The organism is Streptomyces sp. AV19 (genome assembly GCF_015999245.1).
Classification (GTDB): Bacteria; Actinomycetota; Actinomycetes; order Streptomycetales; family Streptomycetaceae; genus Streptomyces.
This window is the reverse complement of sequence record NZ_JAEAMR010000022.1, coordinates 922,350-946,349: the sequence shown is the minus strand read 5'-3', so window position 1 is coordinate 946,349 and position 24,000 is coordinate 922,350. Positions and strand designations below refer to the sequence as shown.

11 protein-coding genes and 2 pseudogenes are annotated in these 24,000 nt (G+C 73.1%); 8 read left to right on the top strand and 5 right to left on the bottom strand.

Annotated features, from left to right (window positions below; all coding sequences use genetic code 11):
- Nucleotides 1-374 precede the first annotated feature (374 nt).
- The 8 genes and pseudogenes from I5Q34_RS36205 to I5Q34_RS32250 all read left to right on the top strand — a co-directional run bounded on the left by I5Q34_RS36205 (nt 375) and on the right by I5Q34_RS32250 (nt 20,005).
- Nucleotides 375-725 carry an acyl carrier protein gene (locus I5Q34_RS36205; RefSeq protein WP_374193085.1) on the top strand — a complete coding sequence of 117 codons (351 nt, stop codon included), beginning with the start codon at nt 375-377 and terminating at the stop codon, nt 723-725.
- A 37-nt stretch (nt 726-762) separates the two neighbouring features.
- On the top strand, nt 763-2,865 hold the full coding sequence (gene pabB, locus I5Q34_RS32280) for an aminodeoxychorismate synthase component I (protein WP_199895988.1): 2,103 nt from the start codon (nt 763-765) through the stop codon (nt 2,863-2,865).
- 106 nt (nt 2,866-2,971) lie between these two features.
- Nucleotides 2,972-4,189: a cytochrome P450 gene (locus I5Q34_RS32275; RefSeq protein WP_199895987.1), complete on the top strand. Its 1,218-nt coding sequence runs from the start codon at nt 2,972-2,974 to the stop codon at nt 4,187-4,189.
- A 267-nt stretch (nt 4,190-4,456) separates the two neighbouring features.
- Nucleotides 4,457-10,888, top strand: a pseudogene (locus I5Q34_RS32270) (type I polyketide synthase); the annotation flags it as partial.
- Nucleotides 10,889-10,956: 68 nt separating this feature from the next.
- Nucleotides 10,957-17,553 (top strand): annotated as a pseudogene (locus I5Q34_RS32265) (type I polyketide synthase); the annotation flags it as partial.
- 40 nt (nt 17,554-17,593) lie between these two features.
- Entirely contained in the window at nt 17,594-18,286 is a 693-nt protein-coding gene (locus tag I5Q34_RS32260; protein ID WP_234429728.1) for a class I SAM-dependent methyltransferase, read from the top strand.
- A gap of 335 nt (nt 18,287-18,621) precedes the next feature.
- Nucleotides 18,622-19,587 carry a hypothetical protein gene (locus I5Q34_RS32255; RefSeq protein ID WP_199895983.1) on the top strand — a complete coding sequence of 322 codons (966 nt, stop codon included), beginning with the start codon at nt 18,622-18,624 and terminating at the stop codon, nt 19,585-19,587.
- Entirely contained in the window at nt 19,556-20,005 is a 450-nt protein-coding gene (locus tag I5Q34_RS32250; protein WP_199895982.1) for a hypothetical protein, read from the top strand. The genes I5Q34_RS32255 and I5Q34_RS32250 overlap by 32 nt, the downstream gene beginning before the upstream one ends.
- Nucleotides 20,006-20,037: 32 nt before the next feature.
- On the opposite strand, the gene I5Q34_RS32245 is transcribed toward I5Q34_RS32250, so the two are convergent.
- The 5 genes from I5Q34_RS32245 to I5Q34_RS32220 form a co-directional block, all read right to left on the bottom strand.
- Nucleotides 20,038-20,508, bottom strand: a complete 471-nt coding sequence (locus I5Q34_RS32245; protein ID WP_199895981.1) for a hypothetical protein — start codon at nt 20,506-20,508, stop codon at nt 20,038-20,040.
- 236 nt (nt 20,509-20,744) lie between these two features.
- On the bottom strand, nt 20,745-22,784 hold the full coding sequence (locus tag I5Q34_RS35920; RefSeq protein WP_307811764.1) for a hypothetical protein: 2,040 nt from the start codon (nt 22,782-22,784) through the stop codon (nt 20,745-20,747).
- Nucleotides 22,781-23,350 carry a hypothetical protein gene (locus I5Q34_RS32230; RefSeq protein ID WP_199895980.1) on the bottom strand — a complete coding sequence of 190 codons (570 nt, stop codon included), beginning with the start codon at nt 23,348-23,350 and terminating at the stop codon, nt 22,781-22,783. The genes I5Q34_RS35920 and I5Q34_RS32230 overlap by 4 nt, the downstream gene beginning before the upstream one ends.
- A gap of 67 nt (nt 23,351-23,417) precedes the next feature.
- Nucleotides 23,418-23,624, bottom strand: coding sequence for a hypothetical protein (locus I5Q34_RS32225; protein WP_199895979.1), 207 nt, complete (start codon nt 23,622-23,624; stop codon nt 23,418-23,420).
- 17 nt (nt 23,625-23,641) lie between these two features.
- Nucleotides 23,642-23,920 carry a hypothetical protein gene (locus I5Q34_RS32220; protein ID WP_199895978.1) on the bottom strand — a complete coding sequence of 93 codons (279 nt, stop codon included), beginning with the start codon at nt 23,918-23,920 and terminating at the stop codon, nt 23,642-23,644.
- Nucleotides 23,921-24,000: the final 80 nt, after the last annotated feature.

Here is a 24,000-nt window from a genome sequence, read left to right as displayed (position 1 = left end):
CCTCGGCGGCGGCGCCCCGGACGACGTCCCGCTCCCGCTGCGCGGACTCGCCCGCACCCCGGCCCGGCGCGCCCCCCCGCGCCGGGCCGGGCGCCCCGCCGCCCCCCCCCCCCCGGGCCCGCCCCGTTTCCCCCGGGCCCCGCGCGGGCCCCCCCCGGGGGGTCTCCCCCCCCCCCCGCCCCCCCCCCCCCCGGGGGGGCGGCGCCCCGGACGACGTCCCGCTCCCGCTGCGCGGACTCGCCCGCACCCCGGCCCGGCGCGCCACCGCGCGCACCGAGGACGCGCGGCCCGGCGGCGACTCGCCGGCCGACCGCCTCGCCGGGCTCTCCGAAGCCGAACAGGACGCCCAGCTGCTCACGTTGGTCCGCACCCACGTGGCGTCCGTGCTCGGCTACGACGACCCGCGGACCGTCGGGGAACGCCGCACGTTCACCGACATCGGCTTCGACTCGCTCCGCGCCCTGCAACTGCGCAACCGGCTCAACGGCGCCACGGGACTGCGCCTGCCGGCCACGCTGGTCTTCGACCACCCCACCCCCGCCGCCCTCGGCCGGTACCTGCGCACGCGGCTCGTCCCCGACGCGCCGTCGGCGCCGGCCGCCGAGGACCCGGCGACCCCGCCCCCCGCGACACCGGGCGAGGGGGACGAGGCCAGGGAACAGCTCCGTTCCGCGGCCTCCCTGGAAGAGGTCTTCGACCTCCTCGACGACCAGCTCGGCAAGTAGGCCGACCCCCGCTCGCACCCGACAGGGAGGCGCCCCGATGCGTGTGCTGTTGATCGACAACTACGACTCCTACACCTACAACCTGTTCCAGCTCATCGCCGAGGTGTACGGCAAGGAACCCACGGTCCTCGTCAACGACGACCCGTCCTGGCCGCAGCTCGACCCCGCGATGTTCGACTGCGTCGTGATCTCGCCCGGCCCGGGCCGTCCCCAGCACCCGGCCGACCTCGGCTTCTGCCAGGAAGTCCTGGACCGCTGGCACGACGTGCCGGTCCTCGGCGTGTGCCTGGGCCACCAGGCGATCGCCCACTATCACGGCGCGCAGGTGGTCGAGGGCATACCCCGGCACGGCCACCTGGCCAAGGTCCGCCACAGCGGCCGGGACCTCTTCGACGGACTGCCGCAGAACTTCACGGCGGTGCGCTACCACTCGCTCAAGGCCGACGAACCCCTGCCCGGGGACCTGGAGGCCATCGCCTGGGCCGAGGACGGCACCGTCATGGCGCTGCGGCACCGCACCCTGCCCCGTTGGGGCGTGCAGTTCCACCCGGAGTCCATAGCCAGCGAGTGGGGAGCCCAGCTCCTGCAGAACTTCGCCAAACTCGTCGGCTCCGGATACGCCGCCGCGCCCGTGGAGCGGGCGCGGTGGGCCGCCCGGGAGGACGCCCCCGCCGAGGGCCCGGAGCTCCGCCCGGTCGTCGAGGTCGTCGAACGGGCCGTGGACACCGCCGCGTTGTTCACCGAGCTGTTCGCCGCGAGCGCCGACTGCTTCTGGCTCGACAGCAGCGCGCCGGGGATCGGCGGCGCCCGGTTCTCCTTCCTCGGCGACGACTCCGGCCCCCTCGCCGAGACCCTCACCTACCGCACCGGACGGAACGAGGTCACGGTCCGCGACGCCACCGGCGAACACACCGAGCCCGGCACCGTCTTCGACGTCCTCCAGCAGCGCCTGCGCGCCCGCCGGCTCACCACCCCGGACCTCCCCTTCGACCTCAACGGCGGCTACGTCGGCTACTTCGGCTACGAGCTCAAGGGCGACTGCGGAAGCCCCAACGCCCACACCGCCGAAACCCCCGACGCCGTCTGGACGTTCGCCGACCGCCTCGTCGTGGTGGACCACCTGGAGGAGAAGACCTACGTCCTGGCCGTGACCACCACCGGCGAGGAGGAGACCGCCGCCGCCCGCGCCTGGGTCGCGGAGACGGCACGGCGCGCCCGCGCCCTGCCGGACCCCGCCCCGGCCGGCGCGACCGCCCCGGCCGCCCCCGCGCCGTCCGAGCGGGGCATCGCCCGCGACCGCGCCGAGTACACCGGCGACATCGGCGCCTGCCTCGACGAACTGCACAGCGGCGAGAGCTACGAGATCTGCCTGACCAACCGCATCCACCTGCCGGCCGTCGAGGACCCGCTCGGCTACCACCTGCTGCTGCGGCGCCTCAACCCCGCGCCCTACGGCGCCTTCCTGCGCCAGGGCGAGGTGAGCGTCGTGTGCTCCTCCCCGGAACGGTTCCTGCGCATCGACCCCGACGGCGTCGCCGAGAGCAAGCCGATCAAGGGCACCGCGCCCCGGGGCAAGGACCCCGTCAGCGACGAGGCGCTGCGCGCCTCGCTGACGAAGTGCTCCAAGACCCGGGCCGAGAACCTCATGATCGTCGACCTGCTCCGCAACGACCTGGGCCGGGTCTGCGAGGTCGGCTCCGTCGAGGTCCCCGCCTACATGGTCACCGAGACCTACGCGACGGTGCACCAGCTGGTCACCACCGTCCGCGGCCGCCTGCGGCACGACGTGGACCCGGTCGCCTGCGTCCGGGCGTGCTTCCCCGGCGGCTCGATGACCGGGGCCCCCAAGCTGCGGACGATGGCCATCATCGACCGGCTGGAGCAGGAGGCCCGCGGCATCTACTCGGGCACCATCGGCTACTTCGGGCTGTCCGGCGGCGCCGACCTCAACATCGTCATCCGCACCGCCGTGACCTCCGGTTCCGGCACGGTGATCGGCACCGGCGGCGCCATCGTCCTCGACTCGGACCCGGACGAGGAGTTCGACGAGGTGCTCCTCAAGGGCCACGCCCTGGTGCGGGCCCACGGCCTGCTGGACGGAGCCGGCGTACCGGCCGGCCCGCGGGCGGCCGCCCGGTGATCCGCCGCGGAGCCCGTGCCCCCACGGGCTCCAAGATCGCATCAAGTTTCGTCGCACAGAATGCGGGGCGGCAGCTCGCTCCCGTACGCCGAGGGAAGGACCGAACATGTCGACCACCGCTCACTTTGAGCCGTCCTGGGCGGATCTGCCGTACCTGGACTTCACCGACCCGCAGTTCGCCTGGGACTCGCCCGCGGTGGCCGAGGCCCGCGAGAAGTCCTGGGTCGCCCGCACCCCGCTGGCCCTGCTCGTGCTGCGCTACGCCGAGGCCGACCAACTCGCCCGCGACAAGCGGCTGATCTCCGGCTTCCGCGGCCTGGTGGAGACGGTCGGCACCCCCGAGGGCCCGGTGCGCGACTTCATGGTCGACTTCCTGCAGAGCCTGGACGGCGCGGACCACCGCCGGCTGCGCGGGCTGGCCACCCACCCGTTCACCCCCCGCCGGATCACCGAGGTCCGGCCGTTCGTCCGCTCCACCGTCGAGGAGTTGGCCGCCAAGCTGCCCTCGGGCGAGTTCGACTTCGTGCAGCACTTCGCCCACCCGCTGCCGGCCCTCGTCATGTGCCAGCTGCTCGGCTTCCCCCTGGACGACTACGACGCCGTCGGCCGCCTGTCCATGGAGACCAACCTCGGGCTGGCCCTCTCCAACGACCGGGACGTGCTCGCCAAGGTCGAGCAGGGCCTCGGCCGGATGTTCGACTACCTGGTGGCCGCGATCGAGAAGCGCAAGGCCGACCCGGGCACCGACCTGACCTCCGACATCGTGCGCGCCTTCCACGACGGCGTCCTGGACGACTACGAGCTGCGCACCCTCGTCGCCACCGTGCTGGTCGCCGGGTACGAGACCACCCTCCACCAACTGGCCCTGGCCATGGTGGACTTCGCCCAGCACCCCGACCAGTGGATGCTGCTCCGGGAGAACCCGGAGCTGGCCCCCCAGGCGGTCGAGGAGGTGCTGCGCTGGAGCCCCACGCTGCCCGTGACGGCCACCCGGATCGCCGCCCAGGACTTCGAGGTCAACGGCGTGCGCATCCCCAACGGCACCCCCGTCTTCATGTGCGCGCACGCGGCGCAGCGCGACCCGCGGGTGTTCGCCGACGCCGACACCTTCGACATCACCGTCAAGCGCGAGGCCCCGGCCATCGCGTTCGGCGGCGGCCCGCACTTCTGCCTGGGCACGGCGCTGGCCAAGGTCGAACTCGCCGAGGCCCTCGCGGTGCTGCCCTCCCTCCTGGACCCGCCGCGGATCACCGGCGAGATCACCTGGCGTCACGAGCTCGGTGTCGCCGGGCCGGACGTTCTGCCGCTGCGCTTCGGCGCGTGACGCCGGGCCGATGGTGAACCACCGGGGATCCGGCGCCCTCGACGGCGGGTTCACGAGGCCCTGAACTCCTTCCGGAGGTCCTGGCCTCCTTCGCCCGCACCTCCTTCGCCTCCACCTCCTTCGCCTCCACCTCCTTCGCCTCCACCTCCTTCGCCCGAATCTCCTTCGAAGGGCAGCACGTTCGACATGACCAATGACGCCAAGACGCTCGACTACCTCAAGCGCCTGACCGCCGAGCTGCTGGACACCCGTGAGCGCCTGCGCACCGCCGAGGCGGCGGACCAGGAGCCCGTCGCGGTGGTGTCGATGGGATGCCGCTATCCCGGAGGCGTGGCGTCGCCGGAGGAGCTGTGGCGCCTGGTGGCGGACGGGACGGACGCGATCGCGCCCTTCCCGTCCGACCGGGGCTGGAACACCGAGGACCTCTTCGACCCGGACCCCGACCGGCCCGGCCGGACGTACACCCTCGAAGGCGGATTCGTCGACGGCGCCGCGGAGTTCGACGCGGACCTCTTCGGGATCAGCCCGCGCGAGGCCGGCGCGATGGACCCCCAGCAGCGGCTGCTGCTGGAGACCGCGTGGGAGACCTTCGAGCGGGCGGGCACCGACCCCGAGTCCCTGCGCGGCCGGCCCGTCGGGGTCTTCGTCGGGTCCCTCTTCGTGGCCGGCGGCAGCGGCGTCGGCGTGGCCGAGGGCGCCGAGGGCTACCACATGACCGGCAACGCGGCCAGCGTGCTGTCGGGGCGCCTGGCCTACGCGTTCGGCCTCGAAGGCCCCGCCGTCACCGTGGACACCGCCTGCTCGGCGTCCCTGGTGGCGGTGCACCAGGCCGTCCAGGCGCTGCGGCAGGGCGAGTGCGCCCTGGCGCTGGCCGGCGGGTCCACGGTGATGACGACGCCGGGCGTCTTCACCGAGTTCAGCCGGCAGCGCGGGCTGGCACCGGACGGACGGTGCAAGGCGTTCGCGGCGGCGGCGGACGGCACCGGGTTCGGCGAGGGCGTCGGCCTGGTGCTGCTGGAGCGGCTGTCGGACGCGCGGAAGAACGGGCACCCGGTGCTGGCCGTCGTCCGCGGCTCCGCCGTCAACCAGGACGGCGCCTCCAACGGCCTCACCGCCCCCAACGGCCCCTCCCAGCAACGGGTGATCCGCGCCGCCCTGGCCGCCGCCCGGGTCCCCGCGGACGAGGTCGACGCCGTGGAGGCGCACGGCACCGGCACCGGGCTCGGCGACCCCGTCGAGGCCCAGGCGCTGCTGGCCACCTACGGACAGGACCGGCCGGCCGGCCGGCCGCTGTGGCTGGGCTCCATCAAGTCGAACCTGGGCCACACCCAGGGCGCGGCCGGCGTCGCCGGCCTCATCAAGATGGTCATGGCCCTGCGGCACGGGGTGCTCCCGAAGACCCTGCACATCGACGAGCCCTCCGCGCACGTGGACTGGGAATCCGGCGCCGTCCGGCTGCTGACCGGCAACCGCGACTGGCCGGAGACCGGCCGCCCGCGCCGGGCCGGCGTCTCCTCCTTCGGCATCAGCGGGACCAACGCCCACCTGATCCTCGAACAGGCCCCGGAGGACGAGGAGGCGGACCCCGGCGCCGTCGTTCCCGCCCGGATCCCGTGGGTGCTCTCGGCCCGCGGCGACCAGGCCCTGCGCGGCCAGGCACAACGGCTGCTGACCGAGGTCCGGGACCGGGCGGAACTGCGGCCGGTGGACGTCGGCCACACCCTGGCGACCGCCCGCGCGGCCCTCGACCAGCGGGCCGTGGTGTGGGCGGACGGCCGCGACGGCCTCCTCGCGGGCCTCGAAGCGCTGGCCGGCGACCGCCCCGCCCCCGGCGTCGTCCGCGGCACGGTGGGCGACGGCCGCCTGGCGTTCCTCTTCTCCGGCCAGGGCAGCCAACGGCCCGGCATGGGACGTGAGTTGACCGAGGCGTTCCCGGTGTTCGCCGAGGCGCTCGACGAGGTGTGCGGCCACTTCGACCGGCACCTGGACCGGCCGCTGCGGGAGATCCTCTTCGCCGCCGAGGGCACGCCCGGGGCCGCGCTGCTGGAACGCACCGCTTACACCCAGGCCGCGCTGTTCGCCCACGAGGTGGCGCTGCACCGCCTCCTCGCCCACTGGGGGATCGCCCCCGACCTGCTCCTCGGCCACTCGATCGGCGAGCTGACGGCCGCGCACGTCGCCGGCGTCCTGTCACTGGAGGACGCCTGCGCCCTGGTCGCCGCCCGCGGCCGGCTGATGCAGGAACTCCCCGGCGCCGGCGCCATGGTCGCGGTCCAGGCCACCGAGGCCGAGATCCTGCCGTGGGTGACGGACCACGCGGACGAACTGTCCGTCGCCGCCGTGAACGGACCGGCCTCGGTGGTCGTCTCCGGTGCCGAGACCGCCGTCCTGGAGTTCGCCGAGCACTGGAAGGCCCAGGGCCGCAAGACCAAACGCCTCCGGGTCAGCCACGCCTTCCACTCCCCGCAGATGGACGGCATGCTCAAGGAGTTCGGCCGCGTCGCGGAGAAGCTCACCTTCCACCCGCCCCGCATCCCCGTCGTCTCCAACCTCACCGGCGAGATCGCCACCGCCGGCCAGCTGTGCTCGCCGGCGTACTGGGTCCGCCACGCCCGCGAGGCGGTGCGCTTCCACGACGGGATACGACGGCTCGTCGCGGAAGGGGCGCACACCTTCCTGGAGGTCGGACCCTCCGGGACGCTGACGGCCATGGCCCAGGAGTGCCTCGCCGGAGAACCGGGCGCCGTGACCGCCGCCGTGTCGCGCGGCGGACGGCACGAGGCCGACGCCGCGCTCGCCGCGGTGGCCGAGGCGTACGTCCACGGCGTCCGGGTCGACTGGGACCGGTTCTTCGCGGACACCGGCGCCCGCCGGGCCGACCTGCCCACCTACGCCTTCCGGCGCCGCAGCTTCCCCTGGGCCCGTCCGGCCCAGGACGCCGACGTGGCCTCGGCCGGCCTCGCCGGGCTCGGACACCCGCTGCTCGGCGCCTCGTTGGAGCTCGCGGACTCCCAGGGCGTCGCCCTCAGCGGGCGGCTGGCGCGGCGGACGGAGACATGGCTCGCCGACCACGTCGTCCTCGGCTCCGCGCTCGTCCCCGGCACCGCCGTCGTCGAGATGGCCGTCCGCGCCGGCGCCGAGACCGGCTGCGGCCGGCTCGCCGAGCTGACCCAGGAGGCGCCGCTGGCCGTGCCCGAGCGGGGCGCCGTCCACCTCCAGGTGCGGGTCGGCCCGGCGGGGGAGCGGGGGCACCGTCCTCTGGGCGTGTACTCCCGGCCCGAGGACGCCGGGGCGGACGACCCCTGGGCGTGCCACGCCCGCGGCGTCCTCGCCCCGGAGACCGCCCCCGCGCCCGCCGGCCACGGCGGCGCCTGGCCGCCCTCCGGCGCAGAACCCGTCCCGCTCGACGGGTTCTACGAGCGCCTGGCCGCCGACGGCTTCGCGTACGGCCCCGCGTTCCGGGGACTTGCCCGCGCCTGGCGGCTCGGCGACGAGGTGTTCGCCGAGATCGCGCTCCCCGAGGGGGCACGCTCCGGCGCCGACCGCTACGGCGTCCACCCGGCGCTGCTCGACGCCGCGCTGCACACCGCACTCCTCGACAGCGAGGCCGACGCCGCGCAGGTGCGCATCCCGTTCTCCTGGCACGAGGTGTCCTTCCACGCCGGGAGCGCCCCGGCGCTGCGCGCGCGGCTGACCCGGACCGGGACCGACACCGTCTCCCTCGCCCTGTGGGACGAACACGGCACCCCGGTCGCGTCGGTCGGTTCCCTGGTGAGCCGCCCCGTCTCCGCCCAGCAGCTCCGCGCGGGCCGCACCCACGACACCCTCTTCCGCCTCGACTGGGTCGAGACCACGATCGCCCCGGCGGCCGTGAGCTGCGCCGTTCTCGGGGACGACGAGTTGGCCGCCGCCCTGTCGGCCCCGGCCTTCGCGACCCCGGCTTTCGCGGACCTGGGCGCGCTCGGCTCCGCCCTCGACTCCGGCGAGCCCGTGCCGGACCTGGTGCTCCTGCCCTGCCATGCCGGAGCCGGTGACGACCGCGCGGCCGCCGCCCGCGCCCTGACCGCCCGCGTCCTCGACGTCCTCCGGTCCTGGCTCGCCGACGACCGGCTGGGCTCCGCCCGCCTGGCGCTGGTGACCCGCGGCGCCGTGCCCGTCGCCGACGGGGAGCCGGTCGCCGACCCGGCCGCCGCCGCGGTCTGGGGGCTGGTGCGCTCGGCACAGGCCGAGCACCCCGGCCGCTTCGTCCTGGCCGACACCGACGGGCACGCCGGCTCGACGGCCGCCCTGCCCCGGCTCCTGGCGGGGGACGAGCCCCAACTCGCCCTCCGCGAGGGCCGGGTGCTCACCCCCAGGCTGGCCCGCGGCATCCCGTCCGGCACCCTCGTACCCCCGCCGGGAACCCGCGCGTGGCACCTGGACCTCACCGGCGGCGGCACCGTCGACGACCTCGCCCTCACCCCGTTCCCCGAGGCCGCCGCCCCGCTCGCGCCGGGACAGGTCCGGGTCGCCGTGCGCGCGGCCGGGCTCAACTTCCGCGACGTCGTCATGGCGCTCGGCATGGTGCCCGACCAGCGGGCACTGGGCGGCGAGATCGCCGGCGTGGTCACCGAGGCCGGGCCGGACGTGACCGGATTCGCCCCCGGCGACCGGGTGTTCGGGATCGCCGACGGCTGCGTCGGCCCGGTCGCGTCCGTCGACCACCGCCTGATCGCCAGGATCCCCGAGGGCTGGTCCTTCCCGCAGGCCGCGTCCGTCCCCGTCACCTTCCTCACTGCCTACTACGGCCTGGTGGATCTCGCCGGGGTGCAGCCGGGGGACCGCGTGCTGGTGCACGCGGCCGCGGGCGGCGTCGGCATGGCCGCCGTGCAGCTCGCCCGGCACCTGGGGGCCGAGGTGTTCGCGACGGCCGGCCCCGCCAAGTGGGACGCCGTGCGCGCGCTCGGCGTCGACGACGCGCACCTCGCCTCCTCCCGCACGGGCGAGTTCGAGACCCGCTTCGCCGCGGCGGACGGCGGCCGGGGCATCGACGTCGTCCTCAACTCCCTCGCGGGGGAGATGGCGGACGCCTCGCTGCGGCTCGTACGGCCGGGCGGCCGGTTCGTCGAGATGGGCAAGACCGACATCCGCGACGCCGACGAGGTCGCGGCCGCGTACGACGGAGTCGCCTACCGCGCGTTCGACCTGATGGACGGCGGGGCCGGGCGCATCGCCGGGATGTTCGCCGAGCTCCTCGCGCTCTTCGCCGACGGGAAGCTCCGGCTGGCCCCGGTGACGACGTGGGACGTCCGCCGGGCGCCCGCGGCCTTCCGCCACTTCGCCCAGGCCCGGCACATCGGCAAGATCGTCCTCACCGTGCCCCCCGCCTGGGACCCCGAGGGCACCGTCCTGGTCACCGGCGCCTCCGGAGGCGTCGCCGCGCACCTGGTGCGGCACCTGGTCGGCACCCACGAGGTGCGGCACCTGCTGCTGGCCAGCCGCCGGGGACCCGACGCCGAGGGAATGGCCGAACTGGCCGCCGAACTACGGGAGTCGGGCGCGCGCACGGTCGACGTCGTGGCCTGCGACTGCGCCGACCGCGACGCCGTCGCCGACCTGCTGGCCTCGGTGCCCGACGAGCACCCGCTGACCGCCGTCGTGCACACGGTCGGAGTGGTGGACGACGGCGTCCTGGAGACCATGACGCCCGACCGCGTCGACACGGTCTTCCGGCCCAAGGCCGACGGCGCCTGGCACCTCCATGAGCTGACCCGCGACCGGGAGCTCGCCGCCTTCGTCGTCTGCTCCTCCGTCGCCGGCACCCTCGGCGCCGCCGCCCAGGCCAACTACGCGTCCGCCAACGCCTTCCTCGACGCCCTGGCCGCCCACCGCCACGACCTCGGCCTGCCCGCCACCTCCCTGGCCTGGGGCATGTGGTCCGGCACCGCGGGCATGGCGGCCAACCTGGACCGGGCCGACCTGGACCGCATGAAGCGCTCCGGCATCACCGGCCTGTCCACCGAGGACGGCCTTGCCCTCTTCGACGCGGCCCTCGCCGCCGGCCGGCCGGTCTGGCTCCCGGCCCGGCTCGACACCAAGGCCCTGCGCGCCGCCGCCGAGGGCGGCACCCTCCCGGCCCCGCTGCGCGGCCTCGTCCACGTCCCCGCGCCGGAGACCGGACCCCTCCCGGCCGCCGACGCGCTGCGCGCCCGCCTGGCCTCGCTCGCGCCCGAGGAACGCCACGAGGCCGTCCTGGACCTGGTGCGCGGCCAGGTCGCCCTGGTCCTGGGCCACGGGACGCCCGAGGGCATCGACGACCGACGTGCCTTCAAGGACCTCGGGTTCGACTCCCTCACGGCCGTGGAACTGCGCAACCGCCTCAACGCCGCCACCGGCCTGACCCTGCCCGCCACGCTGGTCTTCGACCACCCGACACCGGCCGCCCTCACCGACAGCATCGAAACCGCGCTCCTGGCCGGCCTCGGCTCGCCGGCCGACCCCCTCCTCGCCCGCCTCGACGACTGGGCCGCGGGACTCGCCGCCACCCCCCTCGACGACGACGGACGCGCACAGGTGGCGGCCCGGCTGCGCGCCCTCGCCCTCCAGTGGGGCGGGGAGACGGACGCACAGGACGACACGACGACCGTCGCCGACGAACTCGACGCGGCGACCGACGACGAAGTCATCGACTTCATCAGCAATGAACTCGGCATCTCCTGACCCCGTGTCGCATCCCGGATGCGAGGGGACGACGATGACTTCGACACGAGGTGGTTTCTGAAATGGCTACGGATGACAAGATCCGCTACTTCCTCAAGAAGGTGACCGCCGACCTCCACGAGACGCGCGGCCGCCTCAAGGAACTGGAGGACGCCGCCGCCGAACCGATCGCGGTGGTGGCGATGGGATGCCGCTTCCCCGGGAACGTCCGCTCCCCGGAGGACCTGTGGCGCCTGGTCGTCACCGGACAGGACGCGGTCACGCCCTTCCCCGACGACCGGGGCTGGGACCTGGACGGCCTCTACGACCCGGACCCCGACCGCCCCGGCCGCACCTACGCCAAGGAAGGCGGCTTCCTCGACGACGTCGCCTCCTTCGACGCCGGCCTGTTCGGCATCACCCCGCGCGAGGCCCTGGCCCTGGACCCGCAGCAACGCCTGCTGCTGGAGGTCTCCTGGGAGACCTTCGAACGCGCCGGGATCACCCCGTCCGCCCTGCGCGGCAGCCGGACCGGCGTCTTCGTCGGCACCAGCAGCCAGGAATACGCCTACCTGGTCCGCGAGTCCCGGGAGAACCTCGAGGGCTACTCGACCGGCTTCCTCGCCTGTGTGCTCTCCGGCCGCCTCGCCTACACCTTCGGCCTCGAAGGCCCCGCCGTCACCGTCGACACCGGCTGCTCCGCGTCCCTCGTCGCCATGCACCAGGCCGTCCAGGCACTGCGGCAGGGCGAGTGCGGCATGGCCCTGGCCGGCGGAGCCGCCGTCATGGCGACACCGGGCATGTTCGTCGAGTTCAGCCGGCAGCGCGGCATGGCGGCCGACGGCCGCTGCAAGGCGTTCTCCGCCGCCGCCGACGGCACCGGCTGGGGCGAGGGCGTCGGCATGGTGCTCCTGGAGCGGCTGTCCGACGCGCGGAAGAACGGGCACCCGGTGCTGGCCGTCATCCGCGGCTCCGCCGTCAACCAGGACGGCGCCTCCAACGGCCTCACCGCCCCCAACGGCCCCTCCCAGCAACGCGTCATCCGCGCCGCCCTCGCCAACGCCCGGCTCGCGGCGTCCGACGTGGACGCCGTCGAGGCCCACGGCACCGGCACCTCCCTCGGCGACCCGATCGAGGCCCAGGCCCTGCTCGCCACCTACGGCCAGGACCGCGCCGACGGCGAACCGCTGTGGCTCGGCTCGCTGAAGTCCAACACCGGCCACACCCAGGCCGCCGCGGGCGTCGGCGGCGTGATCAAGATGGTGATGGCGCTGCGCAAGGGCGTCCTGCCGCCCACCCTGCACGCCGACGAGCGCACCCCGCACGTCGACTGGGCCTCGGGCGCGGTCGAGCTGCTGACCGAGGCACGCGACTGGCCGGGCACCGGCCGCCCGCGCCGGGCCGGCGTCTCCTCCTTCGGCATCAGCGGCACCAACGCCCACCTGATCCTGGAACAGGCCGAGGAGACTCCCGCGTCCGAGGAGACCCCCGCGTCCGAGGAGTCCCCCGCCGCCGAGGAGGCCGGCGACCAGGGCGGCCCCGCCCCCTGGCCCTGGGCCGTCTCCGCGCGCAACGCCCGCGGACTGCGCGAGCAGGCGGCCCGGCTGCGCGACCACGTCTTCGACCACCCCGAGCTCTCCCCGGCCGACGTCGGCCACTCCCTGCTGGCGTCGCGCACCCTCTTCGACCACCGCGCCGTCGTCCTGGGCACGGACCGCGACGACTACCTCACCGGCCTCTCCGCCCTCGCCGAGGGCAGGAGCGCCCCCGGCACCGTCGAGGGCGTCGCCGCCGACCCCGGCAAGCCGGTCTTCGTCTTCCCCGGCCAGGGCTCCCAATGGGTCGGCATGGCCGCCGAGTTGTACCGCGACTCGGCCGTCTTCCGCGACAAGCTCCACGAGTGCGCCGCCGCCGTGGAACCCCACGTCGACTTCTCGCTCGTCGACGTCGTGTGCGGCGCCGACGGCGCCGAATCCCTCGACCGCGTGGACGTGGTCCAGCCCGCGCTGTGGGCCATGATGGTCTCCCTCGCCGCACTGTGGCGGTCCTACGGCGTCGAACCCGGCGCCGTCGTCGGCCACTCCCAGGGCGAGATCGCCGCCGCCTGCGTCGCCGGCGCGCTGTCCCTCGAACACGGCGCCCAGATCGTCGCCCTGCGCTCCCGCCTCGTCGCCAAGCGCCTCTCCGGACGCGGCGGCATGGCCTTCCTCGCCCTCCCCGCCGACCGGGCCCGCGAACGCCTCGCGCAGTGGGGCACGCGCCTGTCCGTCGCCGCTGTCAACAGCCCCTCGTCCGTCGTCGTCTCCGGCGAACCCGAGGCGCTCGACGAACTCCTGGCCGCCGCCGAGGAGGACGGAGTACGGGCCATCCGCGTCGCGGTCGACTACGCCTCCCACTCGGCCCAGGTCGCCTCCCTGGAGGCCGAACTCGCCCCGCTGCTCGCCGGAATAGACCCCCGCTCCTCGAAGATCTCGTTCTCCTCGACCGTCACCGGCGACCTGCTCGACACCTCCGGCCTCGACCCCGCCTACTGGTACCGCAACCTGCGGCAGACCGTCCGCTTCGACCCCGCCGTGCGCCGCCTCGTCGAGGCCGGCCACCGCACGTTCGTCGAGATGAGCCCGCACCCGGTGATCGCGGTCTCGGTCGAGGAGGTCCTCGACGACACCGCCACGGACGGCGTCGTGCTGGCCTCGCTGCGCCGCGGCGAAGGACACCTCCGGCGCTTCCTGGCCTCCGTCGCCGAGGCCCACGTACGCGGCGTCCCGGTCGACTGGTCCGCCCACCTCGGGCCGCGCCGCCGCACGGTGGACCTCCCCACCCACGCCTTCCAGCGCCGCCGCTACTGGCTGGACGCGGCCCCCGCGGCGCCCGGGCGCGAGGCCGCGGCCCCGGTGCGGGAAGAGGAGGCCGAGGAGACCGAATCCACCGCCTTCCGGCGGCACTTGGCCGGCCTTCCCGCCGCCGAGCGGGAGCGCCTGGTCCTGGAGACGGTGTGCGAGCACGCCGCCGTCGTCCTCAACCTGGACTCCGCCGCCGACCTCGACGTCACCAAGCCCTTCACCGACCTCGGGTTCGTCTCGATGACGGCGATGGAACTGCGCAACCGCCTCGACACCGCCACCGGCGTCCGCCTCTCCCCGGCCGCCGCCTTCGACCACCCGAGCCCCGCGAAGCTCTCCGCCCACCTGCTGGCCCACCTCACCGACACCGGCGACCGTCCTGCCGAACCGGCGCGCACGGCGCCCGCCGCCGACGAGCCGATCGCCGTCGTCGCGATGGGCTGCCGGTACGCGGGCGGCGTCACCTCCCCCGAGGACCTGTGGGACCTGGTCGCCTCGGGACGGGATGCCACCTCGACCATGCCGCGCAACCGCGGCTGGGACGTCGAGGGCCTGTACGACCCGGAGCCGGGCCGGTTGGGACGGACGTACGTCGACCGGGGCGGATTCCTGCGCGACGCCGACCAGTTCGACCCCCTCCTCTTCGGCATCAGCCCGCGCGAGGCCCTGGCCATGGACCCGCAGCAGCGCCATCTGCTGGAAGTGGCCTGGGAGGTCTTCGAGCGGGCGCGGATGTCGCCCGAGTCCGTCCGCGGCAGCCGGACCGGCGTGTTCGTCGGCATCGCCGGCCAGGACTACCTGCCGCTGATGAAGGCCGCCCCCGAGGAGGACGGCGCCGGCCACCTGATGACCGGCACCTCGACGAGCGTCGCCTCCGGCCGCATCGCCTACACCTTCGGCCTCGAAGGCCCCGCCGTCACCGTCGACACCGCCTGCTCCTCGTCCCTGGTCGCCCTCCACCTGGCCGTCCAGGCCCTGCGGCAGGGCGACTGCACCGCCGCCCTGGTCGCGGGGGCCACCGTGCTCTCGACCCCGGGCGCCTTCGTGGAGTTCAGCCAGGCCGGCGGCCTGGCGCCGGACGGACGGTGCAAGGCGTTCGCCGCGTCCGCCGACGGCACCGGCTGGGGCGAGGGCGTCGGAGCCGTCCTCGTCGAACCGCTCTCGGAGGCCCGCCGCCACGGACACCCCGTCCTCGCCCTGATCCGCGGCACCGCGACCAACCAGGACGGCGCGAGCAACGGCCTCTCCGCCCCCAACGGCACCGCCCAGCGCCGCGTCATCCGACAGGCCCTGGCCAACGCCGGCCTCACCGGCCGCGACGTGGACGCCGTCGAGGCCCACGGCACCGGCACCACCCTCGGCGACCCCATCGAGGCCGAAGCCCTGCTCGCCACCTACGGCCAGGACCGGCCCGCCCACGCGCCCCTGCTGCTGGGATCGCTCAAGTCCAACATCGGCCACACCGCCGCCGCGGCCGGCGTCGGCGGCATCATCAAGATGGTGATGGCACTGCGCAACGGAGTGCTGCCGCCCACCCTGCACGTCGACGACCCGACCCCGCACGTCGACTGGTCGTCCGGCGGCGTGGAACTGCTGACCGAGGCCCGGCAGTGGCCCGACACCGGGCGGGCCCGGCGGGCCGGCGTCTCCGCCTTCGGCATCAGCGGCACCAACGCCCACGTGCTCCTGGAACAGGCGCCGGACGACGCGGACGACACGAACGGGCCGGCCGCCGTCGCCACGCTGCCCGCCCTCCCGTGGGTGCTCTCCGGCCGGACCGAGCAGGCCCTGCGCGAACAGGCCGACCGCCTGCGCCGCTTCGTCGAGGAACGCCCCGCCCTCGAACCGGCCGACGTCGCCCGCTCGTTGGCGGCCACCCGGGCCGCGCTCGACCACCGCGCCGTCGTCCTCGGCCGGGACCGGGACGAGGCCCTGGCGGCTCTGGCGCTGGTGGCGGACGGGGGCGAAGCTCTCAACTCGGTGCGGGGAACGGCCCGTTCCCGTCCCACGGTCACCTTCCTGTTCACCGGCGAGGCCGGCGCGGGCCGGGAGCTGTACTCCCGGATACCGGCCTTCGCCATGGCCGTGGACGAGGTCGCCGCCGCGTTCGCCGCGCACCTCGACCGGCCGGTGAAGGACGTCCTGCTGCCGGGCGAGGACCCGGTCCTCGCCCGGGCCGCGCTCTTCACCGAGGAAGTGGCCCTGTTCCGGCTGCTGGAGCACTGGGGGGTCACCCCCGGCTCCCTCCACGGCCACGCCGCCGGCGAGTTCGCCGCAGCGCACTGCGCGGGCGCCCTGTCCCTGGCCGACGCGGTCGCCCTCGTCGCCGCCGACCGCCCGGAGGACGTCGTCGGGAAGCTGACCGTCCACCCGCCGGCCGTCCCCGTCGTCTCCGGCCGGACGGGCCGCCCCGTCACGCAGGAGGAACTGCGCTCCCCGGAGCACTGGGCCCTTCCGGCCGCCGAGCACGTACCGGACGGGGACGACGTCGTCGTGCTGCCGGTCCCCGACGAGCGCGAACTCCTCGCCGCGCTGGCCCGGTTGCACGTCAAGGGCGTCGCGGTGGACTGGGAGACGATGCTCGCCGAGTGCGGCGCGCACCTGGTGGAGCTGCCCACGTACGCCTTCCAGCACGAGCGCTACTGGCCCGAGCTGTCCGGGGTGTCGGCCCGGCCGCAGGGCGACGCGCGTCCGGGACGTACGGAACGGGGCCGGGAGTTCCGCGAGCGCATGGCCGCGGCGGCGGAGGACGAGCGGACGGAGATCGTGGCGGGGCTCGTCCGCGCCCACGTCGCCAAGGTGCTCAGGCTCGCCGGCACCACCTCGGTGGATGACGAAACACCGCTCCCCGAGCTGGGTTTCGACTCCCTGACGGCCGTGGACCTGCGCAACCGGCTCGGGGCCGACACCGGCCTCCGCCTCGCCCCGTCCCTCGTCTTCCAGTACCCGACCGTCACCGCCCTGGCCCGGCACCTGGCCGGACAGTGGACGACGACGGGCGCGGCCTCCGAAGAGGGGGCCACTGCGGGACCGTCCACCCTGGCACCCCTCTTCGCCCGCGCCGGCGAGCTGGGCCGGGGCGAGGACTTCCAGGAACTGGTCCTCCGCGTCGCGGAGTTCCGCCCCACCTTCGACGCGCCCGAGGAGCGCTTCCGCGTCCCGCACGTCCGCCTCGCGCGCGGGGCCGAGGGCGCGAAGCTGATCTGCTTCCCGACGTTCGCCGGTGGCTCGGGGGCCCATCAGTACGCGCGGCTGGCCGCCGCGTCCGGGGGCGAACGCGACATCTGGGTCCTCCCGGCCCCCGGGTTCAGCTGGCAGGAGCCGCTCCCGTCGTCCGTCGAAACGCTGGCCCGCCTCCAGGCGGACAGCGTGGAGCAGTGCGCCGACGGCGGGCCGGCCGTCCTGGTCGGCTACTCGGCGGGCGGCTGGATCGCCCACGCCACCGCGGCCGCGCTCCAGGAGCGCGGATCGGCCCCCGCGGCCGTCGTCCTCCTGGACAGCCACCGCCCCGACAGCGCGATGCTCCCGCACCTCCACGCCCACATCGACGGGGCCCGGGAGGACGTCCTGTGGACGGAAGGCACCCACGACGACGCGTACTTGACCGCCATGGCCCACTACGCGCGCCTCTTCCGCACCTGGACCCCGCAGGACATCGACGCCCCGACCCTCCTCGTCCGCGCCACCGAGCCGCCCTTCGAGGCGGCACCGGAGGACTGGCGGCCGCACTGGCCCCTCCCGCACACCGCCGTCGACACGGCCGGCAGCCACTTCTCGATCATCCGTGAGCACGGCGAGTCCGCACTGCGGTCGGTACACGCCTGGCTCGACGGCCTCCACTGAGGACACGACGGACACGATGTCCCGACACGACAGGAACAAGATGACCACCACCACTGACACCAGCACCGACCAGCTCCTCGACCAAGCCGTCATCGAAGGGCAGTCCGGCTACACGAAGTCGTTCCTCAACCTCTACGACCTCGCGGTCTTCCGGGGCACCGCGCCGCTGGCCTGGCACTGCCCGCCGGCCGTCTCCCGGCAGATGTACGACACGTGCCTCGGGGCCAACCACGTGGAGATCGGCGTCGGCACCGGCTACCTCCTCGACCACGCCACGTTCCCCGTGGCCGACCCGAAGATCACGCTGGTCGACCTCAACCCCAACTCCCTGGCCCACACGGCCCACCGCCTCCGCCGCTACGACGTGACCACGCTCCGCGCGAACGTCCTGGAGCCCCTGCCCCTCCCCGAGCGCACCTATGACTCGGTCGGCATGAGCTACCTGCTGCACTGCGTCCCCGGCAGCATCAAGGAGAAGGGCATCGCCCTCAAGCACGCCGCGTCCGTGGTCCGCCCCGGCGGCGTCGTCTTCGGCGCCACCGTCCTCTCCTCAGGCATCCCCGTCAGCACCCGAGGCCGCTGGACGATGAACTGGCTCAACAAGCAGGGCGCCTTCCACAACCAGGAGGACAACTACGACGACCTCCGCGACCAACTCGCCCAGTACTTCGACCGCTTCCAGCTGACGTCGCGGGGTTGCGTGGGCATCTGGCGGGCTTGGACGGTGGGCTGAATCGGGGGTGAGGAGCGGGGTGCGGCCCGGGGTTCCGGGCCGCACTGCTCTGCTCTGACTGCGCGTAGCGCATGGGGCGTTGGCGGGACCGTCCATCGGAGCTATCCCAACTGTACGGGAACGACCCGGGGGAACCCTGGCACGTCCAGCGCGATGAACAATCGATCCATTACGCGCCGTTCCTCGACAACATCCGGCCATCCGGGGCTGGAAGTGCGTGCGCCACAAGTGTTCTCTCCAGTGTCATGGGCGGCCGGTGAGTGCATGACTCACCGGTGAGACGCTCAGGGAGTACCTTGAAATTCGCAAGCCCGGCGAGACGAATAACCGGCGCAGTGGCCGCCGCCACAGCGATGGCCCTGCTGATCCCGTCCTCGGCGGCCACTGCCGCCGACCCGAACAACGACGAACTGCGGGCCGAGACCTACGTCGTACCCATTGACACGCCGGCCCCATCGTTCGGCGAACTGCGGGACGGATCGGGCACTGCGCGGCTGGAGGCAGCGGCGCGAGCCGCCGCAGGCGCCGTAACTGCACAAGAGACCGTGGGTCCTGCCGCGCGGTACGCGCCCAAGGCCAAGGAGCCGTCGGCTGCGCCGGCCTTCACCGTGCCAGCGGCAAAGGCCGCTGCGGCAAAGAAGATCGACTACCCGGACCCACCCCGTTCCATGTCGCTGAAGGAGTGCCAGGACAACCTGAAGGGGGGTGCACCCTTCTACGTCAAGTCCCGATTTGCCGCCTGCACCGGCAAGGGCATCGGAGTCACCTACTGGAAGAACAAGAAACTGGTCGGCAGCAGCTTCCTGAAGTTCTACATCCGCGGCTCGGTGGCGAAGGACACCGACCGGGAGATCCGGTTCGACTACGACGTCACCGATTTCGCGGTGACCAAGACCCCGCCGACTTCCGGGCAAATGTTCAGGATCAACTACCAGATCAAGAAGATCTGGCCCGCGAGTGCCAAGGTCAAGAACGGCGGCAACATGCCGCGCGGGCGGTCCTTCGACGACCTGCGGCGAATGAAGCCGGCGCACTTCCTCCACACCGCGTATGTTGACGCCGGGCATGGCTCCGGGCCGGCGGACCTGGTGCAAGCGGTTTATGCGCCGACGGTCAAGGTGGAACTCCCGAAGCCCTATACCGGAGGCGGCACATCTCAGTTCCCTCTGCTCGCACCCAAGTGGGACGCGGCCAAGAACCCTGAAGAACTCCACCGGAGGCGGGAAGCCCGCGCGGCGCGGTGCGGCGAGCTTCTCCTACATCTCGACCTTGCACTACAGCACGAGCCCGAGGGCGCCTGAGAAGGGGGCCGCTGCCCACATCAAGAAGGCATTCACCAACCCCAAGGGAACACAGCCGCCCAACGCCAAGAAGGACGTCCCGGGCAAAGACCTCCGGAAGCCGCTGCACCGGAACCTCGACAGGAAGAGGAACGACGACAACAGAGAGGCCGCCAGGAAGAACTGCCGCAAGTACTTCGGGAAAAACTACAGCCAAGGGAACAAGTACGACTGCGATGAGTTCCCTTTTGCTGCCACCTATGAAGGTTCTGCGCAGCATGACTACGACCGAAACACTCCCGTGAACAACTTCTCGGTGCAGCCGGTCATCAAGAAAGAGAATGGTGCGGGAGGTGCGCTCCTGCTCAGCTTCTTCGCCAAGTACCGCATCCTCGAAGGCAATGACGACGCCTTCATAGTCAAGATCGATCAGCGATGAGGGGCGGTCGTCAAGGCCGCCCCTTGCTTTCGTCAGAGGGCTGCCGGCCAGAACTGCACCAGGTACTTCTCGATGCCGCTCACGGAGTCGCCCGTCTCGTACTCGACACGTTCCGCTTCCCGGCGCCCCGATGACATCGCCCGGACCTGCCAGGTGCCTCCGCTGCCTCCGAGGCGGATGACGTCGGCATCAGCGCGTCCTGTGCCGTCCCAGACGGCCAACTCGCCGCTTGTCGTGTGCAGTGTGGCTTCCTCGGTCTCTTCCCAGTTTTGGCTCGTATTCGGCTCCGGGGTACCGTCCCACACTTCGACCGTTAGAGGCGCGATGTGGGTGTGCGCGGCACTGGAGAGGTCCAGTCGGCCTTGGAACGTCTGGAGGAAGACACCGAACTCGGTGTCGTCGGGGTATTCGACGGACACGAAGGACTCGTCGGATTCTTGCATTCCGAAGCCATGATAGGAGACCAAAACTTCAAACTCTTGCTGGGTCAACCGCTGCGCCATCGCCCTGCCCTTTCGATCATTCGGATGTTCGTGACGGGTGATCGTAGGCGTGCTGACTGCGCCGGGGGAACGATGTCTTCAGCCACGAACTGCGCTCGTTCCATTGGTCCTTCGGTCAGTTGGTGATGAGGTCTCGTTCGGTCACGCGGTGCCAGGTGGGCCGGCCGGGACTCGGAGCTGGGCTGGTACACGGCGAGGGCCGGACAGTTCGTCCGGCCCTCGTGCCGGGAACCCGTTCACATGGTCGTGCTGGCGATATGGGTCAACAGGGCAGTGTTCGCGTTCACGTCATGCCCGAGGGACAGGCTGTGGCGGGGCAGTTCGTCGAGGAGCGCGAGCAGGGGTTCGGTGCCGGGGAGGCCGGCGGGCAGGAGGCCGAAGACGTCGGGATAGCGGTCTTCGGTGCTCGCGGTGAAGAAGTCGCCGGCCTGCGCGCTGCGGTCGTCGTCGAGGACAGCGGGTTCGGCGCCAGGAGTGATCCGGGGAAAGAGAACGCGGGCGGCGTGTCCTTCGGTGGCCAGAGGCAGGCCGAGCCAGGTGTGGAGCTGGTCGGGGAAGAACTGGGGCTTGAGTTCCTTGCCGGAGGTCTTCCACCGGGGTGTACGGCTGCCGGAGAGGAGGGCGTCGGTGACCTTCTGGTGCTGGGTGGGGTGGAGTTGTTCGCCGCGCTCCACGCGGTCGCGGACCTGGTCGTACCAGCCGAGGGCGGCGAGGAGGCCGAGGCCGATGGCAGCGGCGGAGGGCCAGGGCAGGACCCGCAGCCGGTTGTCCTCGCGGCGGATGAAGACACGGTCGTTGGCCAGCAACTGCCAGCCGGCCCGGGCCAGCAGGAGCCCCACGGTGGTCTTTCCGGCACCCTTGTCGCCCAGGGTCAGCACGGCCTGCCCGTCGCGGACGACGGCAGAGGCGTGCAGGATCGACCAGCCGTCAGCCGCCAGTCGGCCGCGGAGGACCTCGCGGGTGAGGCGGGCGGCGGCCAGGGCGACGGGGACGTCGTCGCAGCCGTAGATGTGCAGGGGGTCGCCGGGCCTGGCCCGGTAGGCGAGCTTGTCGTCGGGCTGGGAGGCCAGGATGGTGCCGTCGTCGTCCCGCTGGAAGAGCATGCCCGAGTTCGCGTAGACGGTCTCGCAGTGCGGGTGGTCGGCTACGCGCCGGGCGATCTCGGTGACGTGGCCGGGACTGACGTCCGCGATCACTTGTGAGTCAGCGTCCGGAGTAACGCTGGTGGCGTTCCACCAAGGGCCGAAGTACCGGCGGGCCCATTCGGTGACCACCGGCGTGTTGCTGGTGACGGTCACGGTCTGGACGGCTGTGGCGATGCGGGTAGCGGTCCTGGTCACTGGGGTCTTCTCCTTCCGCGAGGGGCGTGCGGGGACGTGCAGGCGGGCCAGCGGATCGTAGGCGTCGCGGAGTTTGACGTCCGCGGCCACCAGTTGGCGGGTCTCGCCGGCATCGAGCCGGGGGAGGCACACGGTTGGGGTTCCGGCGGTGAAACGCAAGGGGATTCCCATCCACCGGCCCGTGTGGTCGACGGACAGTTCCACCACCGCGTCGTGCAGGCCGAGGCCGGCGCGGAGGGCAGCGACGACAGCGCCGGCGGGGCCGCAGCGGGTGCGGCCGAGCCCTGAGTTGATCCGGGCCGGGCGGTCCGCCAGCTCGCGACGAACCCGTTCGACCGGCACAGCGACCGGGCGGCCGTTCACGCGGGTGGCCGATGCGCACACCACCGCCTGGTCGCCGTGCTCGCCGATCACATGCCCTTCCACGACCTCGGCGGGCACGTCGAGCAGATGAGCGAGGGCGAGGCGGTAACGGGCGGTGTCGGTGTTCGAGCCGACCCCGTAGACGCGAGGGCAGCCGGAGACTTCGGCGAACAGACGGGTCATGATGTCCACAGGGTTGGTCACCATGACCACCAGCCCTTGGAAATGGGCCAGCGCGGCCGCCAGGGCGGCGATGACAGGGGCGTTCGCCTTCAGCCCGGCCATCCGCACGTTGGTGCGGTGGGTGTTGACGAATTCGGCCCGGGGGCAGACCACCACCGCTGCGCAGGACACCAGCCGACCCGGGTCGGCGGCGTGGACCGTTCGGACGGGGGAACCGATGACCTGGCACATGTCCTCCAGATCGGTCACCAGGGCCCGGGCCGAGATGCCGCTGCGGGAGACGACATGAACGGATTCGCACCAGCCTCCGGCCGCCAGCAGCATGGCCACGCTCTGGCCGACGGCCCCGGCGCCGATCACCCCGATCGCACCGGTCTTCACCGCCGTCACCGGTTCGCCGCCTTCACGACGTCTGCCAGCGCGATCCGCCACGCAGCCTGCGGGTCCGCCCCGGCGATCAGTCCGGCGGTTGTGATCTCCAACAGGCCGCACACCGTCTCCGCCCGGGCGGTGAGCCTTCCCGCGTGCTCGGGCAGAGGCAGGTCAGGTGGGCAGGTCAGGTAGGTGCTGAGGATGTTGGTGGTGTCCATCAGCCAGAGCACCATCAAGTACCGCAGCCACTCGGCCCGCTCGTCCGGGGCGAGGTCGGCCGTGAGGACGTCGGTGAACTCCTCGATCCCGGTCGCCGTCGTCCGGGCCGTCACCAGGTCCGGGGAGGAGGCGATCAGGCCGAGCACGGTCCGGGAGATCAGCTTGGCCGGGTCGGTCTGGAGCCGTCCTCGGCCCAGGCCCGGGTCGAGGAAGACCGGCCGCCCGTCGGCACGGTCGGGGAAGACGACATGGTCCGGCTTGAGGTCGCCGTGGACCACCGGCAGGTGCCCGGCCGCCGGAGCGGGCCGCAGCCGACGGAGCCGGAGGACCACCGCGATGCACCCCGGTATCGTGCCAGTCCACACACCGGGCGCACCTGGAACCAGGTACCGCCCGGCCGCACCGACCTCCCGGACCAGCGTCCGCAGGACGTCAGTCGGCGTCGATGCGGAGCGAGGCCAAGGCCTCCAAGTGCTGTTCTTCGGTAGCGTGGGTGGTGGCGGTGAACTCCGCCGGCAACTCGATGTCCTTGCCTCGCTGGCCCGCGTCCGGTGCGAAGGTCACCGGCGGGGCGTCGGCGGCGTACGAAGCCAGGGCCGTTACGCGTCCGCTGCGGTCATAGGTGACGAAGGCTCGCATTTCTCTCCCCGTTCCCGTCAAGGCGAGATGAGGCCGAGTTCCACGTACCAGATGTACATGGTGTCGCGCCCCGTGTTCTGGACGATGATCTCGACGAACTGGTCGGGGGTGGTGCGGCGTCGCACCTCGGTCACGACCAGGGTGCGGTCCGATCCGGAGGCGTCGAACGGGTGCGCATTGACCAGGACGGCACTTTGGTTCCACCCGTAGGGGCCGAAGAAGAACCCCCGGGATGTTCCGGGCGCGAAACCGTTGCCGTCGGAGAACTCGTAGTGGAAGTGGGTGACAGTGGCCACTGCGGCCTCCTGGGGATTTCCGCCTCGGCGGCGGCGAGGTTCACCGCCTGCACGTCGATGCTGGCAGGGCTTTCGGGCGG

What these genes read in the sequence shown, in the direction of transcription:
- pabB (WP_199895988.1), top strand. Translation starts at nt 763, where the DNA reads ATGCGTGTGCTGTTGATCGACAACTACGACTCCTACACCTACAACCTG.
- I5Q34_RS32275 (WP_199895987.1), top strand. Translation starts at nt 2,972, where the DNA reads ATGTCGACCACCGCTCACTTTGAGCCGTCCTGGGCGGATCTGCCGTAC.
- I5Q34_RS32260 (WP_234429728.1), top strand. Translation starts at nt 17,594, where the DNA reads ATGACCACCACCACTGACACCAGCACCGACCAGCTCCTCGACCAAGCC.
- I5Q34_RS32245 (WP_199895981.1), bottom strand. Translation starts at nt 20,508, where the DNA reads ATGGCGCAGCGGTTGACCCAGCAAGAGTTTGAAGTTTTGGTCTCCTAT.
- I5Q34_RS32225 (WP_199895979.1), bottom strand. Translation starts at nt 23,624, where the DNA reads ATGCGAGCCTTCGTCACCTATGACCGCAGCGGACGCGTAACGGCCCTG.